General features: G+C 61.8%; 20 protein-coding genes. 7 read left to right on the top strand and 13 right to left on the bottom strand.

Annotated features, from left to right (window positions below):
• Positions 1-105: 105 nt before the first annotated feature.
• Genes AC070A_RS13125 through moaB form a run of 3 tightly spaced genes read left to right on the top strand, consistent with a single transcriptional unit; the run spans position 106 to position 3413 of the window.
• The gene (locus AC070A_RS13125; protein ID WP_057250800.1) at positions 106-1947 is read left to right on the top strand and encodes a tetratricopeptide repeat protein; all 1842 of its coding nucleotides are present in this window, start codon (positions 106-108) and stop codon (positions 1945-1947) included.
• 7 nt (positions 1948-1954) lie between these two features.
• A complete protein-coding gene (locus tag AC070A_RS13120; RefSeq protein ID WP_112996392.1) occupies positions 1955-2869 on the top strand; it encodes a 4-(cytidine 5'-diphospho)-2-C-methyl-D-erythritol kinase in 915 nt (304 codons plus the stop codon).
• A gap of 1 nt (position 2870) precedes the next feature.
• Positions 2871-3413 carry a molybdenum cofactor biosynthesis protein B gene (moaB, locus tag AC070A_RS13115; protein WP_112996393.1) on the top strand — a complete coding sequence of 181 codons (543 nt, stop codon included), beginning with the start codon at positions 2871-2873 and terminating at the stop codon, positions 3411-3413.
• A 291-nt stretch (positions 3414-3704) separates the two neighbouring features.
• Here the strand turns inward: moaB and AC070A_RS13110 are convergent, their stop codons facing one another.
• Positions 3705-4241 carry a glycosyltransferase family protein gene (locus AC070A_RS13110; protein ID WP_058320419.1) on the bottom strand — a complete coding sequence of 179 codons (537 nt, stop codon included), beginning with the start codon at positions 4239-4241 and terminating at the stop codon, positions 3705-3707.
• 187 nt (positions 4242-4428) lie between these two features.
• On the opposite strand from AC070A_RS13110, the gene AC070A_RS13105 reads away from it, so the two are divergent.
• Both AC070A_RS13105 and rnhB read left to right on the top strand, forming a co-directional pair.
• Positions 4429-5586: a PA0069 family radical SAM protein gene (locus AC070A_RS13105; protein ID WP_112996394.1), complete on the top strand. Its 1158-nt coding sequence runs from the start codon at positions 4429-4431 to the stop codon at positions 5584-5586.
• Positions 5587-5822: 236 nt separating this feature from the next.
• On the top strand, positions 5823-6470 hold the full coding sequence (rnhB, locus tag AC070A_RS13100) for a ribonuclease HII (protein WP_058320421.1): 648 nt from the start codon (positions 5823-5825) through the stop codon (positions 6468-6470).
• A 307-nt stretch (positions 6471-6777) separates the two neighbouring features.
• On the opposite strand, the gene AC070A_RS13095 is transcribed toward rnhB, so the two are convergent.
• From AC070A_RS13095 to AC070A_RS13040, 12 genes are all read right to left on the bottom strand, one after another.
• Positions 6778-7263 carry a F0F1 ATP synthase subunit B gene (locus tag AC070A_RS13095; protein WP_113736755.1) on the bottom strand — a complete coding sequence of 162 codons (486 nt, stop codon included), beginning with the start codon at positions 7261-7263 and terminating at the stop codon, positions 6778-6780.
• 13 nt (positions 7264-7276) lie between these two features.
• The gene (locus AC070A_RS13090) at positions 7277-7894 is read right to left on the bottom strand and encodes a F0F1 ATP synthase subunit B (protein ID WP_057250814.1); all 618 of its coding nucleotides are present in this window, start codon (positions 7892-7894) and stop codon (positions 7277-7279) included.
• A gap of 76 nt (positions 7895-7970) precedes the next feature.
• A complete protein-coding gene (locus tag AC070A_RS13085; protein WP_025426100.1) occupies positions 7971-8198 on the bottom strand; it encodes a F0F1 ATP synthase subunit C in 228 nt (75 codons plus the stop codon).
• Between the two features lie 82 nt (positions 8199-8280).
• The gene (locus tag AC070A_RS13080) at positions 8281-9033 is read right to left on the bottom strand and encodes a F0F1 ATP synthase subunit A (RefSeq protein WP_057250816.1); all 753 of its coding nucleotides are present in this window, start codon (positions 9031-9033) and stop codon (positions 8281-8283) included.
• Positions 9034-9093: 60 nt separating this feature from the next.
• Positions 9094-9453 (bottom strand): AtpZ/AtpI family protein, encoded by a 360-nt coding sequence (locus AC070A_RS13075; RefSeq protein ID WP_057250817.1) that lies wholly within the window; start codon positions 9451-9453, stop codon positions 9094-9096.
• Positions 9454-9755: 302 nt separating this feature from the next.
• Positions 9756-10877, bottom strand: coding sequence for a cell wall hydrolase (locus AC070A_RS13070; protein WP_112994542.1), 1122 nt, complete (start codon positions 10875-10877; stop codon positions 9756-9758).
• Positions 10878-11229: 352 nt separating this feature from the next.
• On the bottom strand, positions 11230-13128 hold the full coding sequence (locus AC070A_RS13065) for a potassium transporter Kup (protein WP_057250821.1): 1899 nt from the start codon (positions 13126-13128) through the stop codon (positions 11230-11232).
• Between the two features lie 16 nt (positions 13129-13144).
• Positions 13145-14122: a magnesium transporter CorA family protein gene (locus AC070A_RS13060; RefSeq protein ID WP_057250823.1), complete on the bottom strand. Its 978-nt coding sequence runs from the start codon at positions 14120-14122 to the stop codon at positions 13145-13147.
• Positions 14123-14669: 547 nt separating this feature from the next.
• Complete coding sequence (locus AC070A_RS13055; RefSeq protein ID WP_112994543.1) at positions 14670-15833, bottom strand: Mrp/NBP35 family ATP-binding protein; 1164 nt, start codon at positions 15831-15833, stop codon at positions 14670-14672.
• Positions 15834-16305: 472 nt separating this feature from the next.
• Positions 16306-17079 (bottom strand): LuxR family transcriptional regulator, encoded by a 774-nt coding sequence (locus AC070A_RS13050; protein WP_113736754.1) that lies wholly within the window; start codon positions 17077-17079, stop codon positions 16306-16308.
• Between the two features lie 142 nt (positions 17080-17221).
• The gene (locus AC070A_RS13045) at positions 17222-17962 is read right to left on the bottom strand and encodes a LuxR family transcriptional regulator (protein WP_057250829.1); all 741 of its coding nucleotides are present in this window, start codon (positions 17960-17962) and stop codon (positions 17222-17224) included.
• A gap of 194 nt (positions 17963-18156) precedes the next feature.
• Positions 18157-18972 (bottom strand): IclR family transcriptional regulator, encoded by an 816-nt coding sequence (locus AC070A_RS13040; protein ID WP_162261289.1) that lies wholly within the window; start codon positions 18970-18972, stop codon positions 18157-18159.
• A 146-nt stretch (positions 18973-19118) separates the two neighbouring features.
• On the opposite strand from AC070A_RS13040, the gene AC070A_RS13035 reads away from it, so the two are divergent.
• Positions 19119-19889: an SDR family NAD(P)-dependent oxidoreductase gene (locus tag AC070A_RS13035; RefSeq protein ID WP_058325608.1), complete on the top strand. Its 771-nt coding sequence runs from the start codon at positions 19119-19121 to the stop codon at positions 19887-19889.
• Complete coding sequence (locus AC070A_RS13030) at positions 19889-20806, top strand: 2-dehydro-3-deoxygalactonokinase (RefSeq protein WP_110878041.1); 918 nt, start codon at positions 19889-19891, stop codon at positions 20804-20806. The genes AC070A_RS13035 and AC070A_RS13030 overlap by 1 nt, the downstream gene beginning before the upstream one ends.
• The last annotated feature ends 3 nt before the right edge of the window (positions 20807-20809 follow it).

Below are 20809 nucleotides of genomic sequence, written 5' to 3'. Positions count from 1 at the left end.
AAAGCCATTCTGTTCCTCAAGAGTTGCGCTGGGCTATATGTGGCTGACTCCGGAAACAACCCTCAGTGGTGCGCAAGACCGAGCAATCGGCACGAAAGGTTTGACATGCGGCAAATGACGATCCTCCGCCTCCTTAGCGGCGCAGCACTGCTGGCTCTCGCCGCAGTCAGCGGCAGCCACCAGGCCTTCGCGGAAGACAAGGTCGCCGCTGTCGAGGAAAGCGAACCCTTTGACATCAAGACGGTGAACACTTTCGCCGGCGCCTTCCTCGCTGCCCGCACCGCCGATACGGACCGCGACTTCGCGTCCGCCACCGAGCTCTACAAGATCGCGCTGCAGTTCGAACCAAACAACAACGACGTCAAGCAGCGGCTGATGATCACCCTGCTGATGGCCGGCCAGTTCGATGAAGGCGCCAAGATTGCCGAGCAGCTGAAGTCAGACCCGGCCGTCGAGCGCATCACCACCGTGATCCGCGCGATCGAAGCGATCCGCAAGCGCGAGTATCGCAATGCGCAGAAACTCCTGAACTACCAAGGCCCCAACGATCTCGACCGGCTGATGAACGGCCTGCTTTCCGCCTGGGCGAAGTTCGGCCAGGGCAAGCCGAAGGAAGCGCTGGCGCAGATCAACGGCCTGGAAGGCCCCGACTGGTTCCGCGTGTTCAAGAACTATCACGCCGGCGCGATCGCGGTTGCCGCGGGCGACAAGCAGACCGCACGGACCAGGCTCAACGATGCCATTCTGGATCGGGAAGGCGGAAGTGCTGCGCCTGACACCTTCATGCGGGCGGTCGAAGCGCTCGCTCGTTTCGAGGCGCGCGAAGGCAACAAGCAGAAGGCGCTCGATACCGTCGCCGTCGGCGAGAACATGGTCAACAACTACACGCCGCTGCAGGCGCTGAGGACCGACATCGAGAACGGTGTTCCGCAAGAACAGCAGGTCAAGAATGCCAGCCAGGGCGCTGCGGCCGTGCTCTTCTCGATTGGTGCTGCGCTCAATCGCGACGGCGCCGAGGATATCGTTTCGCTCTATCTGCAGACCGCCCGCCGGCTCGACCCCGACAGCGCCGACATCCTCGTGATGCTCGGCGGCATCGCCGAAAACCTGAAGAAGCCGAACGAGGCGATCGAACTCTACAAGGCTATCCCGGAGACCTCGCCGATGCGGCGCGTCTCTGAACTGCAACTCGGCCTGAGCTTGGCCAGCATCGGCAAAGTCGACGAAGCGAAGAAGCACCTGAAGGCGCTGATCGACGTCGATCCGAAGAACATCCGCAACTATCTCGCCTATGGCAGCGTGCTCTCCGACGCCAAGGACTACAAGGAGATGGGCACACTCTACGACCAGGCCGTCGAACAGATCGGACCGGTGCCGAAGCGCAGCGACTGGACCGTGTTCTTCCAGCGCGGCATTGCCTACGAGCGCCAGAAGCTTTGGGACAAGGCCGAACCGAGCTTCAAGAAGGCGCTGGAACTCAACCCTGACCAGCCGCAGGTTTTGAACTATCTCGGCTATTCCTGGGTCGACATGAACATCAATCTCGACGAAGGCCTCGAGATGATCCGCAAGGCGGTCGAACTGAAGCCTGACGACGGCTACATCGTCGATTCGCTCGGCTGGGCCTATTTCCGCATGAACCGCTTCGACGATGCGGTGGTGGAACTGGAAAAGGCGGCTGAACTGATGGCCGGCGACCCGACGATCAACGATCACCTCGGTGACGCCTATTGGCGCGTCGGCCGCAAGCTTGAAGCGGTGTTCCAATGGACGCAGACGCTTGAACTGAAGCCCGAGGAAGCTGAGATCCCGAAGATCAAGGCGAAGATCGAAAACGGCCTGCCACCGCTGAAGGAAGAGGTTCCGGCCTCCGCCGATGCCAAGGAAACCGCGCCGAAGAAGGTGACCCCGGAAGCGGAAGCGCCGGCGCCGGACAAGAAGTCCTGATCGATCCATGATCGATGACGGCATCGCGGGCTTCACGCTGACGCGCGCGGCGCCCGCAAAGATCAATCTGGCGCTCCACGTCGTCGGCCAGCGGGCCGACGGCCACCACCTTCTCGAAAGCCTCGTCACCTTTGCCGATCGCGGCGACAGGATCGGCTTTGCATCGGCAGACGCCGATCTCTTTACCGTATCTGGACCCTTTGCCGCCGAACTGCCAATGGATGCCAGCGCCCAGGGCGGCAATCTGGTCCTAAAGGCGCGAGATGTCCTTCGTGAGGAACTGCGGTCCCGCAACCTCGCCGCTGCCGGCCCTGTTCATCTGCATCTCGAAAAGAATTTGCCCCTCGCTTCCGGCATCGGCGGCGGTTCCGCCGACGCGGCGGCGACGCTTCATGGACTTCTCGAACTTTGGCACGCCGCGATCGAACCCTCCCGCCTCGATGCAATGGCATTGACGCTCGGCGCCGACGTACCGATGTGCCTCGCCGGCATTCCTCTCGTGGCGAAAGGCATCGGTGAGGACATCACGCCGCTTGCCGACCTTCCATCCCTGCCCCTCGTACTGGTCAATCCGCTCGTTGCCGTTTCGACGCCGGTGGTGTTCCGGACGCTCGCGAACAAGACCAATGCGCCGCTCGTTTTGCCTCAGGCTTCGGGAACGCTCGACGCGTGGCTGGCGGCAATGGCAACGATGCGCAACGATCTGCAGCCGCCGGCGCAGCAGCTGCAGCCTGTCATCGGCGACGTCTGCCAGTCGCTGATGGAGGCCGGGGCCCTGCTGGTTCGGATGTCGGGCTCAGGCGCCACTTGCTTCGGCATTTTCGACAACGGTGAGCGTGCGGCTGCGACAGCGCGTACTCTTTCGGAGGCGCAGCCCGGCTGGTACGTTCTCGCCTGCAACACGATAGGAAGAGGCAAGTAGAATGGTTGGCATCGACGAAAAACGCCCCTTCATTCCCGTTGGAATTGCTGTCCTCACGGTGTCCGACACCCGCACGCTCGCCGACGACAAATCGGGCGACACGCTGGAGGCGCGGGTGCGCGACGCAGGCCATCGCCTGGAGGCGCGCGCGATCGTCCCAGACGATCGCGCGAAGATTTACGACCAGGTGAAGGCCTGGACGCTCGAACCGACGATCGACGTGGTGATCACGACCGGTGGCACGGGCTTCACCGGCCGGGACGTGACGCCGGAGGCGCTGGAGCCGCTGTTCGAAAAGCGCATGGACGGCTTCTCCGAGGTTTTCCATCGGATCTCCTACGAGAAGATCGGCACCTCGACGATCCAGTCACGCGCAACGGGCGGCGTTGCCAACGCCACCTTCATTTTCGTTCTGCCCGGCTCACCCGGCGCCTGCCGCGATGCGTGGGACGGCATATTGAAGCAGCAGCTCGATTACCGGCACATGCCCTGCAATTTCGTCGAGATCATGCCCCGGCTCGACGAGCACCTCAAACGCGGTTAAGCCCGGATCCTCCACGTCCCATCGCACTTTCGGCCCGTCTGTTACCTTTGGAACTGACAGCCATTTTTCGTGCCTTTAGCGTCCGATCATCAGCCCACCGAAGATCGGACGCCGCACGTTTCTCTTCAGGCTGCAAAGACGCCTCCCCGCCGATATCCCCGGGCGGGGAGAACAAGGGGATACGACGTGCAGCCAGAATGCTGCCCGGCAAGAAATTTACCAGACAAGGTCATTTGAGAGCCACCTTGAGGTGCCGTCCCCTGGGACTGGCACCTTTTTAGTGCACAGCGATCAGGAGCGTCCCGGCGTCGGCTTGCTTTCGGTGACGACCCAGGCCGGAACGAGCTCCGTCGAGAGTTTGCGGACCGCCCGGACATTCGTCATGTCGCCGAGGCATCGATTGCCATCGGCCGCTGCGAGCGCATCATGTTTGTTCACCAGGAAACCCGTTTCCAGCGGCTTTCTTCGCCGGATCAGGCGGCGGAAGAACGGTTTGCGGTGCATTCTGGAATCGGAGAAGCGCGCGGGCGCCCTGTTGAGCGAGACGTATTCGGCAAGCTCGTCGATCCACCGGCCGATCGGACGGGCACCGGGTTCGAGCAGCATCAGCCATTCGCCGCGCGCCGAACGCACGACGTCGCCGAGATTCCAATCGACGTGAAAGCGGCAGCCGGCCGCTTCCGCCACACGCGACGAGCCGTCCTTGGAGCCGTGATCGAGGACAATCACATCACTGACGAGGCCCTCCACGGCGCCGGCGACGAGCACCGACAGCGTCTGCACCAGCTCGGCTTCGTTGTCCCGCGTTTCCATGATGATCGTCAGCATAGCCCGTCCTACCGCATCACACTCACAATTGCTACATGCACTGCTGGCTTGGCTGAAAACCAAACCGGGGAGCACGAAACTCCAAACGTACTGCTCCCGCTTTTTGTTCTTGAATTGTTCTCGCATTCGCGATAGGAAAATAATCAGAACAAAACGGGATCAAAGATCTGATTCCGGGGAGATTCCAATGAACGAGCTGTCTCAGATCAGGCAGGGTGCGCTTGCGCCCGCCAATACGGCAGATGTCGCCGAAGCGATGATGAGCGCAACAGGCTTGCGGATCGATATCGACCGCCGCCGCGGACGCGGCGCCGGGCTCAACACGTCCGGCCGCTTCGAGCCGCAGGCGCGGGAAAGCTTCGACGACGGCTGGGAAAGCCTGGAAGATCTGCCCCCCTTCAAGACCGAAGTCCAGGTCGAGAAGCCGCGGACGGTGATCACCCGAAATGAATCTCCCGATATCTCTTTTGACCGTTCGATCAACCCCTATCGCGGATGCGAGCACGGCTGCATCTATTGTTTCGCCCGCCCCACACACGCCTTCATGGGCCTGTCGGCGGGTCTGGATTTCGAGGCGAAGCTCTTCGCCAAGCCGGATGCCGCGCGGCTCCTGGAGCGCGAACTGGCGCGACCGGATTACAAGGTCAGGCCCATCGCCATCGGCACTAACACCGATCCCTATCAGCCGATCGAAAAGGAATGGCGCATCATGCGCCAGATCCTCGAAGTGCTGAGGGACGCCAACCACCCGGTCATGATCGTCACCAAATCGGCGATGGTCACCCGCGATATCGACATTCTCGCGCCGATGGCCGAGAAGGGACTGGCGCGGGTCGGCATTTCAGTCACCACGCTCGACCGCAAGCTGGCGAGGACAATGGAGCCCCGCGCCGCAACGCCGCCCAAGCGGCTGGAGGCGATTCGTGCCATTGCCGAGGCCGGCATCCCCGCCGGGGTTCTCGTCTCTCCGATCATTCCGGCGCTCAACGACCATGAGATCGAACGGGTTCTCGAAGCGGCAAGGACGGCCGGTGCGACGGAGGCGAGCTATGTGCTGTTGCGCTTGCCGCTCGAAGTCAGCCCGCTGTTTCGCGACTGGCTTCTGCGCAACTATCCGGACCGCTACCGCCACGTCATGTCGCTCGTCCGCTCCATGCGTGGCGGCAAGGACTATGACGCCGAGTTCGGCAAGCGCATGAAAGGCGCCGGCCCCTATGCCTGGCAGATCGGCCGCCGCTTCGATCTCGCCACCAAGCGCCTCGGCTTCAACCCGACACGCCGGCAGCTTCGCGACGATCTGTTCGTGCCGCCGCTCGGAACGGGGGTGCAGCTCTCGCTTCTTTGAAGGTTTTCCGGAATGGCTATTCCGGGTTTGTGGCCAGCGATAGGCACCGAGGATGCCCGGGGGCAATGGGGGAGTTTTCGCCACCGCCCCCTCAGGCAAGCCGGTGTGAACGCTAGAAGGTCGCAAAACAGTTCCGGTGCCCCGCCCCCGCCTGGGGCATCGGCCATCCCCCCGTCCGCCGCCGCACTCGGACCTGGGGGCTTGAAGAGAATCGGTCGATCATGCGAATTAGACTTATGTCTCGCAGGTCGTCCGATTCTCCCCTTTTTCCCGATATCATCGAAGCACCCGATTTCAGTTTTGAACTCTCGGCAAGAGGTGATGGATTTTGGCCGGTCGCCGGCGCCGATGAAGCTGGTCGCGGCCCGCTCGCAGGACCGGTCGTAGCGGCTGCGGTCATTCTCAATCCCGACGCCATTCCCGAGGGCCTCGATGACAGCAAGAAGCTCAGCGCGCAGGCGCGCGAGAAGCTGTTCGACGAAATCCTCGCGACATCGGAGGTATCGATCGCCTCGGCCTCGGCCGGCACGATCGATGCCACGGATATCCGCAAGGCAAGCCTGGAGGCGATGCGACGCGCAGTGGCGGGTCTTCCCTCGACCGTACGCTTCGTACTCGTCGACGGCCGCGACGTGCCGCCCGGGCTTTCATGCCATGCCAAGGCAGTCGTAAAGGGCGACGCACGGTCGCTATCGATCGCCGCCGCTTCGATCGTCGCCAAGGTTACGCGCGATCGCATGATGGCTCGCGCCGACCTCGCGCATCCCGGCTACGGCTTTGCGCTCCATGCCGGCTACGCGACCGTAACCCACCGGCGCGCCATAGAAACGCATGGTCCCTGCGCCCTGCACCGCATGAGCTTCCGGCCCCTGCGGCAGGACTAATAGTGGCTGAGCGGTTCTTCGGAGCGCCGGTTCCGGCTCGCCAGCTTGCCAAAGAAATCTTGTCTGAGACACCAGCGCGTGCCCCATAGGGTCGCGCGCCGACGAATATGCGCGCGCGTAAAGGTTTAACGGGGTCACCGGCGGCGCGCGAGGCGCCCGCAGTGAACCGGGGGCATGCGCGCTATCGTCTCAGCGATCCACCCAGCGTATCGCCGGGAGGCCAGTGCCTGCAGCCAAACCTGGTGCATGGCCCAAACAAAAAGCCCCGCACGGGGCGGGGCTCTTCAAATCCGGAATGTCCCGAGGACTAGTTCAGGCGTGCCTTGACTTCGCCAAGCGCCTTCGTGAACAGATCTCTCTGTGCACCGGCGTCGGCCTTGGCGGCGACGACCTTCTCGGCAGCGGCAATCGCCAGATCGACGGCAGCGGAACGGACGGCGTTGATCGCGTCGCTTTCAGCCTGCTTGATCTTCTGCTCCGAGAGAGCCGTGCGACGGGCAACGTATTCCTCGGTCTTCTGCTTGGCTTCCGCCGTCAGCATTTCGGCTTCGCGCTGAGCGGCAGCGACGATACCGGCAGCTTCCGCTTCGGCATCCTTACGCTTGCGCTGGTACTCGGCGACAAGGCTCTGTGCTTCTTCGCGCAGACGCTTGGCTTCGGTCAGCTCGTTGCCGATCTTTTCGGCGCGGGCGTCGAGCGCCTTGCCGATCATGCCCGGAACCTTGAGATAGGCGATCAGGACGAAGAACAGGATCAGGCCGACGAGGGCATAGAAGGTCGCATCAAGATGCATGGTTCAGTGCTCCTCAGTTACCGGCCGATGCCTTGACGGCAGCGGTGATCTCGGCCTTGGTGACGGTTCCACCGATCAGCTGCTTGACGACAGCGGTCGCGGTTTCCTCAGCGATGGCGCCGACGTCAGCCAGTGCCTTTGCCTTGATGTCGGCGATGCGGTCTTCCGCAGCCGAAATCTTCTTGGCGAGATCGGCTTCGACGGCCGTGCGGTCTGCATTGGCCTTGGCCTTTGCGGATTCGCGAGCGTCGTCAGCGATCTTGTGACCCTTGGACTTGGCCGTTGCCAGATCCTGCTCGTAGGAAGCGATGGCCGCGTCGGCTTCGCCCTTGAGGCGGGACGCTTCATCGAGATCCTGAGCGATCCGATCGTGACGGGTTTCGAGAATTCCGCCGATACGCGGAATGATGACCTTCGACATCAGGATATAGAAGAGGCCGAACGTGATCGCGAGCCAAAGCAGCTGCGACGCGAAATGGGTCGAATCGAAGGGCGGGAACACGCCGGAGCCAGCCTCGCCTTCGTGGGCCACACCCGTTTCGGTGTGCACCTCACCGGCCGCAGCGGCATCGTGTGCTTCGGCGCCTTCAGTGGTGGTTGACTGCTGGGCATAGGCCGCGGTCACAAACATGCTCACCTCCAGGTGCACTCAAGAATATGCGCGGCCGCGGCCTTTTGACGGGCCGCGGCCGAAACTCCAGCCGATATTAGACGGCGAAGAGGAGGAGCAGGGCTACGAGCAGCGAGAAGATGCCCAGAGCTTCCGTAACGGCGAAGCCGAATACGAGGCGGCCGAACTGACCGTCAGCAGCCGACGGGTTGCGCAGTGCGCCGGACAGGTAGCTGCCGAAGATGTTGCCGAGGCCGAGAGCCGTGCCGGCCATACCGAGGCAAGCGAGACCTGCGCCGATGTACTTTGCTGCTTCCGCTTCCATGTTTGAACTCCTTCGAATGGTGTTGCGGCTTAGGATTGTGCTTCCGGCGGAGGGCCGGCCGAAAGCAAGCGACTGTTATTCCTTAGTGGCTTCCGGGATGGACAGCGTCGTTGAGGTACATGCAGGTCAGTACCGCAAAGACATAGGCCTGGAGGAAGCAGACGAGGAACTCAAGACCGGTGATGGCGACGGTCATGATGAGCGGCAGGATCGCGCCACCGATGCCGAGCGCGCCAAGGGCGCTGAGCGACGTGACGAAGCCTGCAAAGACCTTCAGCGTGATGTGGCCGGCCAGCATGTTGGCGAAAAGACGGACCGAGAGGCTGATGGGGCGGGAAAGGAACGAGATGATTTCGATCGCGACGACAAGCGGCAGAAGCACGCCAGGAACACCATGCGGCACGAAAAGCTTCAGGAAACCGAAACCGTGCTTGTAGAAACCATAGAGAATGACGGTACCGATCACAAACAGCGCCAGTGCGAAGGTGACGATGATCTGGCTGGTGATCGTGAAGAAGTACGGGAACATGCCGAGCAGGTTCGCCGTCAGGATGAACATGAACAGCGAGAACACCATCGGGAAGAACTTCATGCCGCCGCTGCCGGCGCCTTCGCGCAGCATCGAGGCGATGAACTCGTAGGACATTTCGGAGACCGACTGCATGCGGTTCGGGATCAGACCGCGCTGCGACGTCGTCAGATACAGGAAGCCTGCGGCAGCACCCACGGTCGCGACCATGAACAGCGACGCATTGGTGAAGGAAAAGTCAATTCCGCCAATCTCGATCGGGACAATCTTGTTGACCAGGAACTGGTGGGTCGGATCGTTTGACACCGCGCTTCTCTTTCGTTCTGCCCGCCCAAGAGCGGAAACCGTTTTCTTCGGGACAACGCCTCAGTGGGCGTCTCCGTCCTTCTTGTCATCCTCAGGGCCGCCTCTTCCAGCTTCCGGTGTTGCCACCATACCGGCCGAGCGCAGCACATTCAGCACGCCAGCGCAGAAGCCAAGAAGCAGGAGGATGATCATGCCCCACGGCCCTGTACCCGCAAAGTGGTCCAAAAGATAGCCCAGAAACGCGCCGACAACGATGCCGGCGATGAATTCGCTCGACAGCTTCATCGCCGCCGCATAGCCCTTACGGCTTTCGGCGGCACGGGCCTCCGCTGCATCAGACGTATGAGGCTTCTTGGCCTCAATCTTATCGCCGAGCTGCTTCAGCCGCGCTTCCAGACTTTCTTCAGGTTTCTCCGCCACGTGGCCACTCCCTTGCCGTCCTGATCGGGTCTCAGACCGCGATTTCGGTCATACAATAGGCCATCGTTCAAGCCACGTTTCGGCCCCATTTGAAGTCGCGCGCAACATAGTTTTAGGCACCCGCATAGTCAAGGCATGCGGGCAGCTTGACCGTGGACAATATTATTACGATAATTCAAATAGTTAGAATTGCAAAGCACGATCCGCGACAAGGTTGTCGCAGGATTCCTGCACTCTGTCGGCTGGAATCTCGGTTCTACGGGTTAGACAGGAAAAGACGGCGGAATCGCGCCAGGCGCCGATCAACTCCAGCCGCCGCCATAGGTCCGGTAGAAGATGTGCATACCGATCTTGCCGACCCGCTTCATCGTCTTTGCCCAGGGCGGATTGACGTAGGTCGCATGGTAATGGGTGGCAGAGCCCACTTCTGGCAGCCAGATCTTGCCGGCCGTGACCGCCATCGCGACTTCCTTGGCCATTTTCCAGTGCGAGCGCGAATAGATCAGGTCCCGGATCATGTCGCAGGCGAAGGAAAACTGGCAACGGTTGCGCCAGGTCTTGTTCTGATAGATTACGCCGCAGATGGTTTTCGGATAGGTCGGATTGCGGACGCGATTGAGAATCACTTGAGCGACGGCCGCCTGGCCCTTGAGCGACTCGCTGCGCGCTTCGAAATAGATGCCTTCGGCCAGGCAGGCCTGCTCTTCCTTGCTGAATACGGCCGAGGGCAGCACCGTTGCCGCCCAAGCGTGGTCGTCAGGCGCGATTTCGGGAATGAAGCGGCCAGCGTTCTTGTCCTCGCGCAGGATCGAATCGAAGGGTGATTCACGCGCATAGTCCGGCTCGGGCCGGACGTAAGCAGTCGCAAGAATGTCGGGCTTGTCGTTCGTCACGAGCTTGGCCAGCATCGGCGAAACGCCGGGATCCGCCTTTGGCGGCTTCTTTCCATAGAAGGCCGTGGCGATCTCGATCTCCTTGCCCTTGATGCGCGCCTTGGCGAAGACCATTTTCTCGCCTTCCTCGAAGCGCGGGTCCGTGAGGGAACTCGTGCGCTGCAGGATGGAGCCGGCGGTGAAATCCTTGGGCGGCGTCACCGGCGTGACGGCGACGATGCGCCCCTTCTTGTCGCGGCGGTTGATACGCTCCTCGTCTGGCGTGCCGGAATGCTTGGTCTCGGACGTGAGTGCGACGCGGCTGCCGTCGGGCATGTTGATGCCGGCGCCGCCATCGAGCGCGCCCGTCGTGATCGGATCGGCAAAGACCATTTCGACTTCGTGGATCGAGCCCGCCGGCGACGGCGTCATGTACATGCGCCAGCGCTCACCACCACGATTGATGCCGGAGAGAAAGGTCGCGAGATCCGCATAGGCCGCAACGGAAGGGAAGCCGAGATAGAGCGCGAGGCCGATGATTGCAGGCGCCATCCACGTGGACACGTTCAGGCGAGACTTTTGACGCAGGTTCCGACTCTTACGCACCAACCGACTCCACGCAACGCTTGACGAACGGCACGGCTTTGCCCGCGCCGGCAAGAAGCCAGCGTCGGAGATTCCGCGCGGGAAGCTAAGACAATGAGGCGGCCGGACACCCCGCCGGAGCCGCTTCGTTCGAGCTTTGAAAATGAAGCATTAACCTTGATGTTTGGTTAATGCAGCCTCGCTGAAGAACACGGCCGTCATAACGCGAACGGAGCCGCCCCGGCCGGGAACGGCTTCGTTTTATCTCACTGTGTATGCGAAGCCCCTGCCCGGCACACTCGGTTGAGAGAAGCAAGGATCAGATGATGACGTGCGAGCCGAGTTCGACGACGCGGTTGGTCGGCAGGCGGAAATAGTCCGAGGGGTCGATCGCCGCATTGGCCAGTGCGATGAACAGCCGGTCCTGCCAATGAGGCATGCCGGATTCGGCATCGGGCACGAGCTTGCGGCGACCGAGATAGAAGGAGGTCGACATGATGTCGAACTTCAGCCCCGATTTGCGGAAAAGGCCGAGCGCCTGCGAGACGTTCTGCGTTTCCATGAAGCCGAAGCGCATCTCGAGCAGCGTGAAGCGATCCGAAAGCGGCTGCATACTCACCCGCTCCGACTTCGGCACTTTCGGTGTGTTGGCGGTACGGATCGTCAGAATGAAGTTCTGATTGTGCAGCACATGATTGTGCTTGATGTTGTGGAGCAGTGCGGCCGGGGTCGACTCCGGATCGCTCGTCAGGAACACGGCCGTGCCGGGAACGGCCACCGGTGCATGCTCGCTCTTGCGCTCGATCGACTTGATGAAGCTTGCAAGTGGAATGTCGATGTGGCGGGTCTTGGCGTGCAGGATCTCGGTTCCGCGCCGCCAGGTCCACATAATGACGATGAAGGTGGCGGCGATCAGCACCGGCACGTAACCGCCGTCGTGGATCTTCAGCATGTTGGCGCCGAGGAAGATGAACTCAAGCCCAAACAGCGGCAGCAGGACAGCCGCCGCCCAGAGCCCGGACCAATTCCAGCGCGTGCGCAGGAACTCGAACGAAAGCACCGTCGTCACCACCATCGCGCCGGTGACCGAGATGCCGTAGGCGGTGGCGAGCGATTCCGACGAACCGAAGACGAAGACGAGCGCCATGACGCCGAACATCAGCAGCGTGTTGACGTTCGGAAGATAGATCTGGCCCGTATGCGTCTCCGACGTGTGGAAGATCGCCATGCGCGGCAGGAAGCCCAGGTGGATCGCCTGACGTGTCAGCGAAAAGGCCCCTGTTATCACCGCCTGGCTGGCAATGATGGTCGCCGCCGTCGCCAGGATGACGACCGGTAGCAGCGCCCATTTCGGGAACATCAGGAAGAACGGATCGGACATCGCTTCCGGGTTCTGCAGCACGAAGGCACCTTGCCCCAGATAGTTGAGGGTCAGCGCCGGGAAGACGACCAGGAACCAGGCCCATTGGATCGGTCGGCGACCGAAATGTCCAAGGTCGGCGTAGAGCGCCTCGGCACCCGTCACCGTCAGGAAAACGGCGCCAAGGACGATGATGCCGACATAGCCTTCATTCAGCATGAAGCTCACGGCATAGTAAGGATTGAAGGCCTTGAAGATCGTCAGGTCGTCGGAAATGTGGACGAGGCCGATCCAGCCCATCACCAGGAACCAGACCAGCGTGATCGGCCCGAAGAAGTTGGAGACGGCCGCCGTTCCCTTGGACTGCACCGCAAACAGCATGAGCAGGATGACCACCGCGATCGGAACCACGTATTCCGATAGCGCCGGCGTCACCAGCTTCAGACCTTCGACCGCCGAAAGAACGGACAAGGCCGGCGTGATCATCGCATCACCGATGAAAAGTGCTGCACCCGCGATCCCCATGAAGAAGAGGATCGATGCGTGCCCGTTGGCGGACTTCATCAGAAGAGCGAGCAACGACAGCGTGCCGCCCTCCCCCTGGTTGTCGGCGCGCAGCAGGAACAGCACGTACTTGATCGTGACGATAATCGTCAGCGTCCAGATCATCAGCGAGATCAGGCCGATAATCTCCACGTCGGTCACGCCGTCGTGGGAAACCGGGCGCAGCGCTTCGCGAAAGGCATAGAGCGGGCTGGTGCCGATATCGCCGTAGACGACACCGATCGAGCCAAGCCCGAGGATCAGCAGGCGGCGCAGATCCTTCGGCTCGTGGGAGGGGGCATGCGGTTGGGTCATGCAAACCTACTGGCGTTCACAGCCAGCCTTTCCAGCGGAAAAAGAAAAAGGGGATGACGGCCGATATCACCATCGCCGCAATCGCCCAGGGATAGCCGAAGTGCCATTCCAGTTCGGGCATAACGCGGAAGTTCATGCCGTAGACCGAAGCGACCAGGGTCGGCGGCAGCAGGACGACCGATGCGATCGAGAAAATCTTGATGATGGCGTTCTGCTCGACGTTGATCAGACCCAGCGACGCATCAAGCAGGAAGGTGATGTTGCCGGAAATGAAACTTGCGTGCTCGGAAAGCGACTGGATGTCGCGGGAGATCGAACGGCAGAGTTCGCGCGTGTCCTTGTCTTCCTGCACCTCCGGAACAGTGTAGACGAAGGTCAGCAGGCGCGAGAGCGAGGCAAGGCTGTCACGCGTCTTGGCGACGAGGCGATGATGGCCAGCGACATCACGCAAGCGCGCCTCGAGATAATGCGGCGAGCGGCGCTTGCCTGCAGCCTTGTCGCTGAAGACGTCGATCGACAGATCGTCGATCTTGGTGACCGCCTGCTCGAGAATCTCGGCGGTTCGGTCGGCGACCGTTTCCAGAAGCCGGGTCAGGACAACCGCGCCATCGCGGCAACCGCCCGGGAAGCGATGCATCGATGTCTTGAAGAGGGTGAACGACCGGGGCTCGGCATAGCGGATGGTCACAAGCCGGCCACCCGACAGGATGAAGCCGACATCCGTCAGTCCGGGGATATCCGTATCCGAACGGAACACCAGTGACGCCGTCATGAACACGGCACCCTCCTCGACATAGAGGCGGCTCGACGGTTCGATGTCCTTCAGATCGTCGCGTGTCGGGATGGAAATGCCGAGAAGCTTCTCCATCATCAGGTCTTCTGCCTTGGTGGGCTCGACCAGATCCAGCCAGATGACATCGGGACGCAATTTTTCGGGTGGTTCGGCCGGTGTCAGAACGACGGCTGTCCCATCGGCGCAATAGCCGGTGATCATGCGACCGTCCTCGTCATGCGAAGCTGACAGCGCCGCCCGTCTTCTGAGACGCGCAAGGGTCGCTGCAACACATTGAGCGGCTGCATAATTTTATCCTTAAATCGATTCCGATCTAAGCAATCATGCAGCGTGCCGAACCGCGAAGGCGAAAGGTCGTGCGCCACAAAATACCCGCAATAGAGATCCATCGGATGGAGCGTTCCGCCAGTCAGGACAAAGTCTTCAACTCAGTCATCGCGCGAGGCCAAAATCTCCGGCGAGCGGGCGTCAAGTTGGGCACCTTCGCAAGTGCGGCAAGGCATATGGCGCAACGCAAACGCAAAATCAATGCCCCCTTGCAATCTGGCACGCGGGCATGTGCCGCCATACCGGCACCACCCTACCGCATGTTTGCTTAAATCAAAATCGAATCAAGGGCAAAACGATTCGGTGCCGAGCGTCACGTCATGCCTGACGTGCAAAGTCGCTGTAGCGCCTTGAATTGCGGCCTGTTCCGGAACAGGCGTAACCGCGGCCCGGAAAGACCAGACAGCCTTCCCGGAAACCGTCACTCGAAGACAATGGTCGGCGCGGCGCGGCTCTTGTCCTGCTGCGCGGCGGATATCTGATCCCAGACCTTGGTGGCGATTTCGCGATAGACACGCGCGATCTCACCGCTCGGGTCAGACGCGACGAGCGGTGTCCCGGCGTCCGACGTTTCGCGAATTCCCATGGTCAGGGGCACTTCGCCGAGGAACGGGACGCCGATGCGCTCGGCTTCCTTGCGCGCACCGCCATGGCCGAAGATATCGTAGCGCTTGCCGGTGTCGGGCGCGATGAAATAGCTCATGTTCTCGACGATGCCGAGAACCGGGACTTCTACCTTGCGGAACATGGCGAGGCCCTTGCGGGCATCGATCAGCGCCAGATCCTGCGGCGTCGAGACGATGACGGCGCCGGCGAGCGGCACCTGCTGGGCCATGGTGAGCTGGGCGTCGCCCGTGCCGGGGGGCATGTCGACGACCAGCACATCGAGATCGCCCCAGGCGACTTCCCGCAGCATCTGCAGCAGGGCCGACTGGATCATCGGTCCGCGCCAGATCATCGCCACTTCCTCATCGACGAGGAAGCCCATGGACATGACCTTGAGACCATAATTCTCCATCGGGCGGATAAGGCGCCCTTCGATCTGTTGCGGCCTTCCGGAAATCTTCAGAAGGCGCGGCATCGACGGGCCGTAGATATCGGCATCGAGCAGGCCGACCTTCAGGCCGTTTGCCTTCAGCGCCAGCGCCAGGTTGACCGAGGTCGTCGACTTGCCGACACCGCCCTTGCCGGAGGCGACGGCGATGATGGCGCCGACGCCCGGAATTCCAGCCTTAGCCGGCGGGCCGCCGGCGGGACGCGGCGCATGGGAATGGCCGGCATGAGGCGCTGCCGAGGGCTGCGGACGCTGCACCGGGGCGCCGGCGGGCGCCGCCTTGCGGTCGGCGGTCAGTGCAACCATGGCCGCCGTGATCCCCGGGATGTCGCGCACGACGCGCTCGGCTGCGGCCCGCATCGGCTCCAGTTCCTTGGCGCGCTCGGCCGGCACGGTGATCGAGAAATAGGCCTTGCCATCGGAGATGAAGACATCAGACACAAGTCCGAGGTCGACGATGTTGCCTTCCATGCCCGGGCCACGCACCGTGCGCAGCTTCTCAAGGACCACTTCTTTCGTGACTACCGGCATCGCGCCCTCTCATTCTTTTGTTATCCCTTAGATAGTCGAGGCGGGGCGCTTCGCCAATGCGACATAACGGAAAAAGGAAGGGCCACCGTCCACCCCGGTGTCCGTACATCCGGGATCACCTTGAGGCGGGCAGTGGCCCTTTCGATCGCGACCTTCGTGGGCGCTGTCTTCTTTTTAGTCCCCTCTGGACATGCCGATAGAAATGCAGGATGCGTGCCAGATTCAAATTCGGCAATAATAACAAGCAATTTCAAATAGATGGATGATTTCTCAACGCCTGATACGGCTGGGGCATCTGCCCAGATTCTGAGCAACTCTCTGCAAAACGTCCAAGGATGGAGCAATTCGGCTGCGGTGGTGGGCGATCTCAGCGGCATAGGAACGCAGGCGCGGCGATTGCTGCAGCCTTCGTGATCGCAACGGAGACGGAGGGCAAGCGAGAAGAGGCAAACGGCCTTCGACGCCGGGAGGGCTAGCTGATGTAGCCCTTCTTCATCGCCTTCACGACCGCCTGCGTGCGGTTCACGGCGTCGAGCTTCTTGGTCACGTGATTGAGGTAGTGATTGACCGTATGTTCGGAGAGCCCGAGGATGCCGGCGATCTCGGCACTGGTCTTTCCGGCCGCCGTCCAGCTCAGGCACTGGATCTCGCGCTCCGAAAGCGTCGCGCCGCTGCTCTTCCACACAGAGCCGATCTCGGCGAGGCGGTTGTAGACATGGATCGCAATCATCTGCAGTTCCATGGTCACCGTCATCGGCAATTCGACCAGCGGGCCCATGAGAATGACCGCGCCGCGGCCACCCTCGGCGTCGTGAACAGGGAAATAGCTTGCCTGGAAGATACCGTTCTCGCGCAGCATCGCGATGTACTCGGCCGCCGTCTCCGGTTTGCCGCCCTCGCCTTCCCAGGCGTCCAGCGTCACCTGGAACGGCGTCGTCGTCTCGCGCAGGCGGCGCACGCCGGTGCTGAAGCGCAGCATCGACAGGCTATCATATTTGTTCAGCAGTTCCGCCGGCATATTGGAGATGACCGTGCTCGCAGCCAGCCGCTCCACGTCGATCGAGGGGATCGAGCAGATCAGAAAGGTCTTGAAGCCGAAGACCTGCGTAATCCGCCGCATATAGCGGATGATATCGAATTGGGTCTCAAGCTTTGCGATCTCGGACGCGAAATCACCGCCCCGGGGCAGATCTGCGTCAGTCATCCCGGTCGTCATCGTATCCTGCATTCGCGCGTTCCATGGCATTCATCAAGTATCAAATAGACCGAGCGGCCTGCCAATGCCAACAGATGATCGAGATTCCCTGCTTCCTCGGCCCAAAAGTCTGTGTATTTCTCTCGCGAAGCGCAGGCAGTGCCGTTCGCTTCAGGCGCAGCCGGCACCGATCTCAATTGATGAGACCAGCGCGCATGGCCTTCGCGACGGTCTGGACGCGGTTGACCGAATCCAGCTTGCGCGTCGCACGGTTGAGGTAGTGGTTGACCGTATACTCGGACAGCGCCAGGATTTTCGCCATCTCACTGGTGGTCTTGCCGGCAGCCGCCCAGCGCAGGCACTCCACCTCGCGGCGCGAAAGACTGCCCGGCCCGCGCCGATCGCGGTCGCGAACTTCCATGTACTTGCTATAGAGCAGGCCCGCCCACAGATTGAGTTCCTGCAACTCATCGTTCGAGACGACGGAACGATCACCGCCAAAAGCGATGGCCGCGCGATGGCCGCTCGCATCATGTACCGGCAGATAGAGGCCACGCGGCATGTTCGCCTGTTCAAAGACACAAATGGCCGCATCGCCCTTGCCGTCGGACCGACGGCGCGCCAGCTGATGCGCGTCATAGGTGAAGGGAATGGTGCTGCGGCGCAGGCGCTGGATCACCGGGCTGCCACTAATCAGGCCAGCGCTGTCATACCCCTGCAAGAACGCGGTCGGATAATTGGTCATAAGTGCATTGGCCGTCAGGCTGCTGCAGCCCGTCTCCGGAACTGCAAGAACCAGAAAGCCGCGGAAGCCATAGGCATCCGCTACCTGGGCGATCACTCGCCGAAAGTCTTCTTCGCAACAGATTGGCCCCCTGATGCTCCGCCCATCAGGAAGCGTCAACGACGACAAATTCGCGCTGAAATCGATCATCTTCCGCCCTTCTCCACATCCGGCGCCAAAGAAAGGCCGGCCGCTGACGCCGCATGAAGACCACGTCAATAATTCTATAAATACCAAAACCAAACCAGACTAAGACCATCCACGAACCTGAGTCTGATATATTAAAGCTATCGAGCTTGACGCGCCGCGTCCAGTCGATGTTTCTAATTTACCGTAAAGTGAATTCAAGGTCCACCACGTCCGGGCCCAAGCCGGATCGCGGCCTCCTCGGCAATCGCCCGAGCCGCTTCGCGCACAGGTGCCGCCCAAGCCACCAGTTGCTCCATGCTCACCCTGTAGGCCGGCCCCGTCACCGATATCCCCGCCGCAAGCTCGCTACCGGGGATAGCAATGGGTGCAGCCACGCAACGAATTTCCGCTTCATGCTCCTCGCAATCGAAGGCATGGCCGTCGCGCCTGATCTCTTCGACTTCCGCCAGCAGCGTCGCCGCCGAACGATGCGTGTGCGAAGTGAAAGGATGAAACGCGGTTCTCGCCAGCACATGCTTCAGCACCGGCTGCGCCAGCAAGGACAACGCCGCCTTGCCGATGCCGGTGCAATAGGCGGGCGAGGCCTTGCCGATCTGCGAGCTCATGCGCACCGTCTGACGGCTCTCGACCTTGTCGACATAGACGATCTCCGTTTCGCGCAGGATGCCGAGATGCACGGTCTCGCCGGTCAATTCGTGCAGGCGCTGCAGGTGCGGTTCGGCAACGTCGCGAAAGCGGTTGGCAGACCAGGAACGATAGGCAAGCGTCAGCAGCCGGAGGCCGGGCTCATAGGAGAGATCCCGGCGCTGAATGAGCAGCCCTTCCTCGACGAGGTGGCTGAGCAACCGGTGCAATGTGCCGCGCGGCTGGCCGGATCGGGCAAGAATATCGGTAAAGCGCTGCGGGCCGTCTGCCGTGACCACCGCTTCCAGCACGGCAATCGCCTTGCCGAGCGTGCCGGTACCGGCCTCCCCTCGCCCCTCGTCCGCCACCATCATGTCGTTTGTCATCGTCGTTCGCTTGTCTTCAAGTGGCGTCGCGTCGCGCGCCTGATCTTGACAAGATAGACGCTTCGACACGATAATTCCACATACTAAAATCAAGTTCCAAATAATGGAACAAAGGCTTAAAACGGTCTTACGAGGGAATGAGGGACATGCCGGCGCCCAAGGCACAATTTCACGATTTGCGCGACCGCTGCGTGCTGGTAACCGGCGGCGGCTCGGGCATCGGCGCGGCCCTGGTCGAGGGTTTCGTGCGCCAGGGCGCGCGGGTCGCCTTCGCCGATATCGACGAGCGGGCAAGTGCCGAGCTCGTCGAACGGCTTGCTGATCAAACGGGCGACAAGCCGCATTTCATCCCCGGCGACCTGCGCGATATCGAAGCGGTGCGTCATACGGCGGAAGCGGCGGCGGCATCGCTCGGTGCGATCCATGTGCTCGTCAACAATGCGGCGCGCGATGATCGCCAGGCATTGGAAGCCGTGACTGAGGAGATCTGGGACGAAAGCCAGGCGGTCAATCTCAGGCACCTCTTCTTCATGAGCCAGTCGATCGTGCCGCACATGCGGCAAGCGGGCGGCGGCTCGATCGTCAATTTCTCCTCGATCGCCTTTCTGCTCAACATGGGCGAGATTCCAGCCTATGCCACGGCGAAGGCCGGTATCGTCGGTCTGACCAAATCGCTTGCCGGCAGGCTCGGGCCCGACAATATCCGCGTCAATGCAATCCTGCCCGGCATGATCGTCACCGAACGGCAGAAGCGGCTGTGGCTGGACGACATGGCGATCGCCAAGATGCAGGAAAGGCAGTGCCTGAAACGCAGCCTGACCGCCGACGATCTCGTCGGGCCCTGCCTTTACCTCGCGTCGGACTGCTCCGCGGGCATGACGGCGCAAACAATGATCATCGATGGAGGCGCACTGTGATGACGGCAGCCTATTATGCGGCAGTCGACTGGGGAACGACGAGTTTCCGGTTGTGGATCATCGGCGAGGATGGTTCGGTGCTTGCCGAACGCCGCAGCGGCGAAGGCATGACGACCGCCAACAAGGCCGGTTTCCACACGATCCTGGAACGCCACCTCGCTGCCGTCGACGCGCCGAGCCACCTGCCTGCGATCATCTGCGGCATGGCCGGCGCCAAGCAGGGCTGGGTCGAGGCCGGCTATATTGATACCCCCGCGGCCCTTGCCGACATCGCTTCCCATGCGGTTGCGGTGCCGGATCGCGATCGTGACATCCGCATCCTGCCGGGTCTCGCGCAACGCGACATGCGGCACCCGGACGTCATGCGCGGCGAGGAGACGCAATTGCTCGGCGCTGCCGGCGAACTCGGCCGCGGCCGACACCTCGTCTGCATGCCGGGCACGCACAGCAAATGGGTTCGCCTCGAAGAAGGCGCCGTTAGCGGCTTTTCCACTTTCATGACCGGCGAACTGTTCGACGTGATTTCGAAGCACTCGATCCTCAGCCACTCGATCGCAGATGCCCATGCGTTTTCCGGCGATCACCCTGCCTTCGCGGCGGCGGTAGCCGAGGCACGCACCAATCCCGCCTTGGGGACCAGCTTGGTGTTCGGCGCGCGCGCCGGACAATTGCTGCACGGCGCCAGTGCGACCGACGCCAAGGCCTTGTTGTCGGGCACGTTGATCGGCCTTGAGATCGCCGGCGCGCTGGCGTCAGCCAAGACGATCGACAGCATCTGCCTCGTGGCCTCCGGTTCACTCGGTACACTTTATCAAGCCGCGCTTGAAAGCCTCGACCGCCCGCTTCGGGTCGTCGACGCCGACACGGCAGTCCGCGCCGGCCTTTCGACCGCCGCCCAGGCGATCTGGCCTCTCTGAACG

Source organism: Ensifer sp. GW101-20A05 (genome assembly GCF_059424735.1).
The sequence above is the reverse complement of the archived record's forward strand: the minus strand, read 5'-3'. Positions and strand labels throughout refer to the sequence as shown.

What these genes read in the sequence shown, in the direction of transcription:
- AC070A_RS13055 (WP_112994543.1), bottom strand. Translation starts at nt 15,833, where the DNA reads ATGCCGGTAGTCACGAAAGAAGTGGTCCTTGAGAAGCTGCGCACGGTG.
- AC070A_RS13030 (WP_110878041.1), top strand. Translation starts at nt 19,889, where the DNA reads ATGACGGCAGCCTATTATGCGGCAGTCGACTGGGGAACGACGAGTTTC.
- AC070A_RS13065 (WP_057250821.1), bottom strand. Translation starts at nt 13,128, where the DNA reads ATGACCCAACCGCATGCCCCCTCCCACGAGCCGAAGGATCTGCGCCGC.
- moaB (WP_112996393.1), top strand. Translation starts at nt 2,871, where the DNA reads ATGGTTGGCATCGACGAAAAACGCCCCTTCATTCCCGTTGGAATTGCT.
- AC070A_RS13110 (WP_058320419.1), bottom strand. Translation starts at nt 4,241, where the DNA reads ATGCTGACGATCATCATGGAAACGCGGGACAACGAAGCCGAGCTGGTG.
- AC070A_RS13090 (WP_057250814.1), bottom strand. Translation starts at nt 7,894, where the DNA reads ATGTTTGTGACCGCGGCCTATGCCCAGCAGTCAACCACCACTGAAGGC.
- AC070A_RS13070 (WP_112994542.1), bottom strand. Translation starts at nt 10,877, where the DNA reads ATGGCGCCTGCAATCATCGGCCTCGCGCTCTATCTCGGCTTCCCTTCC.
- AC070A_RS13040 (WP_162261289.1), bottom strand. Translation starts at nt 18,972, where the DNA reads ATGACAAACGACATGATGGTGGCGGACGAGGGGCGAGGGGAGGCCGGT.
- AC070A_RS13050 (WP_113736754.1), bottom strand. Translation starts at nt 17,079, where the DNA reads ATGCCATGGAACGCGCGAATGCAGGATACGATGACGACCGGGATGACT.
- rnhB (WP_058320421.1), top strand. Translation starts at nt 5,823, where the DNA reads ATGTCTCGCAGGTCGTCCGATTCTCCCCTTTTTCCCGATATCATCGAA.
- AC070A_RS13085 (WP_025426100.1), bottom strand. Translation starts at nt 8,198, where the DNA reads ATGGAAGCGGAAGCAGCAAAGTACATCGGCGCAGGTCTCGCTTGCCTC.
- AC070A_RS13120 (WP_112996392.1), top strand. Translation starts at nt 1,955, where the DNA reads ATGATCGATGACGGCATCGCGGGCTTCACGCTGACGCGCGCGGCGCCC.
- AC070A_RS13105 (WP_112996394.1), top strand. Translation starts at nt 4,429, where the DNA reads ATGAACGAGCTGTCTCAGATCAGGCAGGGTGCGCTTGCGCCCGCCAAT.
- AC070A_RS13035 (WP_058325608.1), top strand. Translation starts at nt 19,119, where the DNA reads ATGCCGGCGCCCAAGGCACAATTTCACGATTTGCGCGACCGCTGCGTG.
- AC070A_RS13045 (WP_057250829.1), bottom strand. Translation starts at nt 17,962, where the DNA reads ATGATCGATTTCAGCGCGAATTTGTCGTCGTTGACGCTTCCTGATGGG.
- AC070A_RS13125 (WP_057250800.1), top strand. Translation starts at nt 106, where the DNA reads ATGCGGCAAATGACGATCCTCCGCCTCCTTAGCGGCGCAGCACTGCTG.
- AC070A_RS13060 (WP_057250823.1), bottom strand. Translation starts at nt 14,122, where the DNA reads ATGATCACCGGCTATTGCGCCGATGGGACAGCCGTCGTTCTGACACCG.
- AC070A_RS13095 (WP_113736755.1), bottom strand. Translation starts at nt 7,263, where the DNA reads ATGCATCTTGATGCGACCTTCTATGCCCTCGTCGGCCTGATCCTGTTC.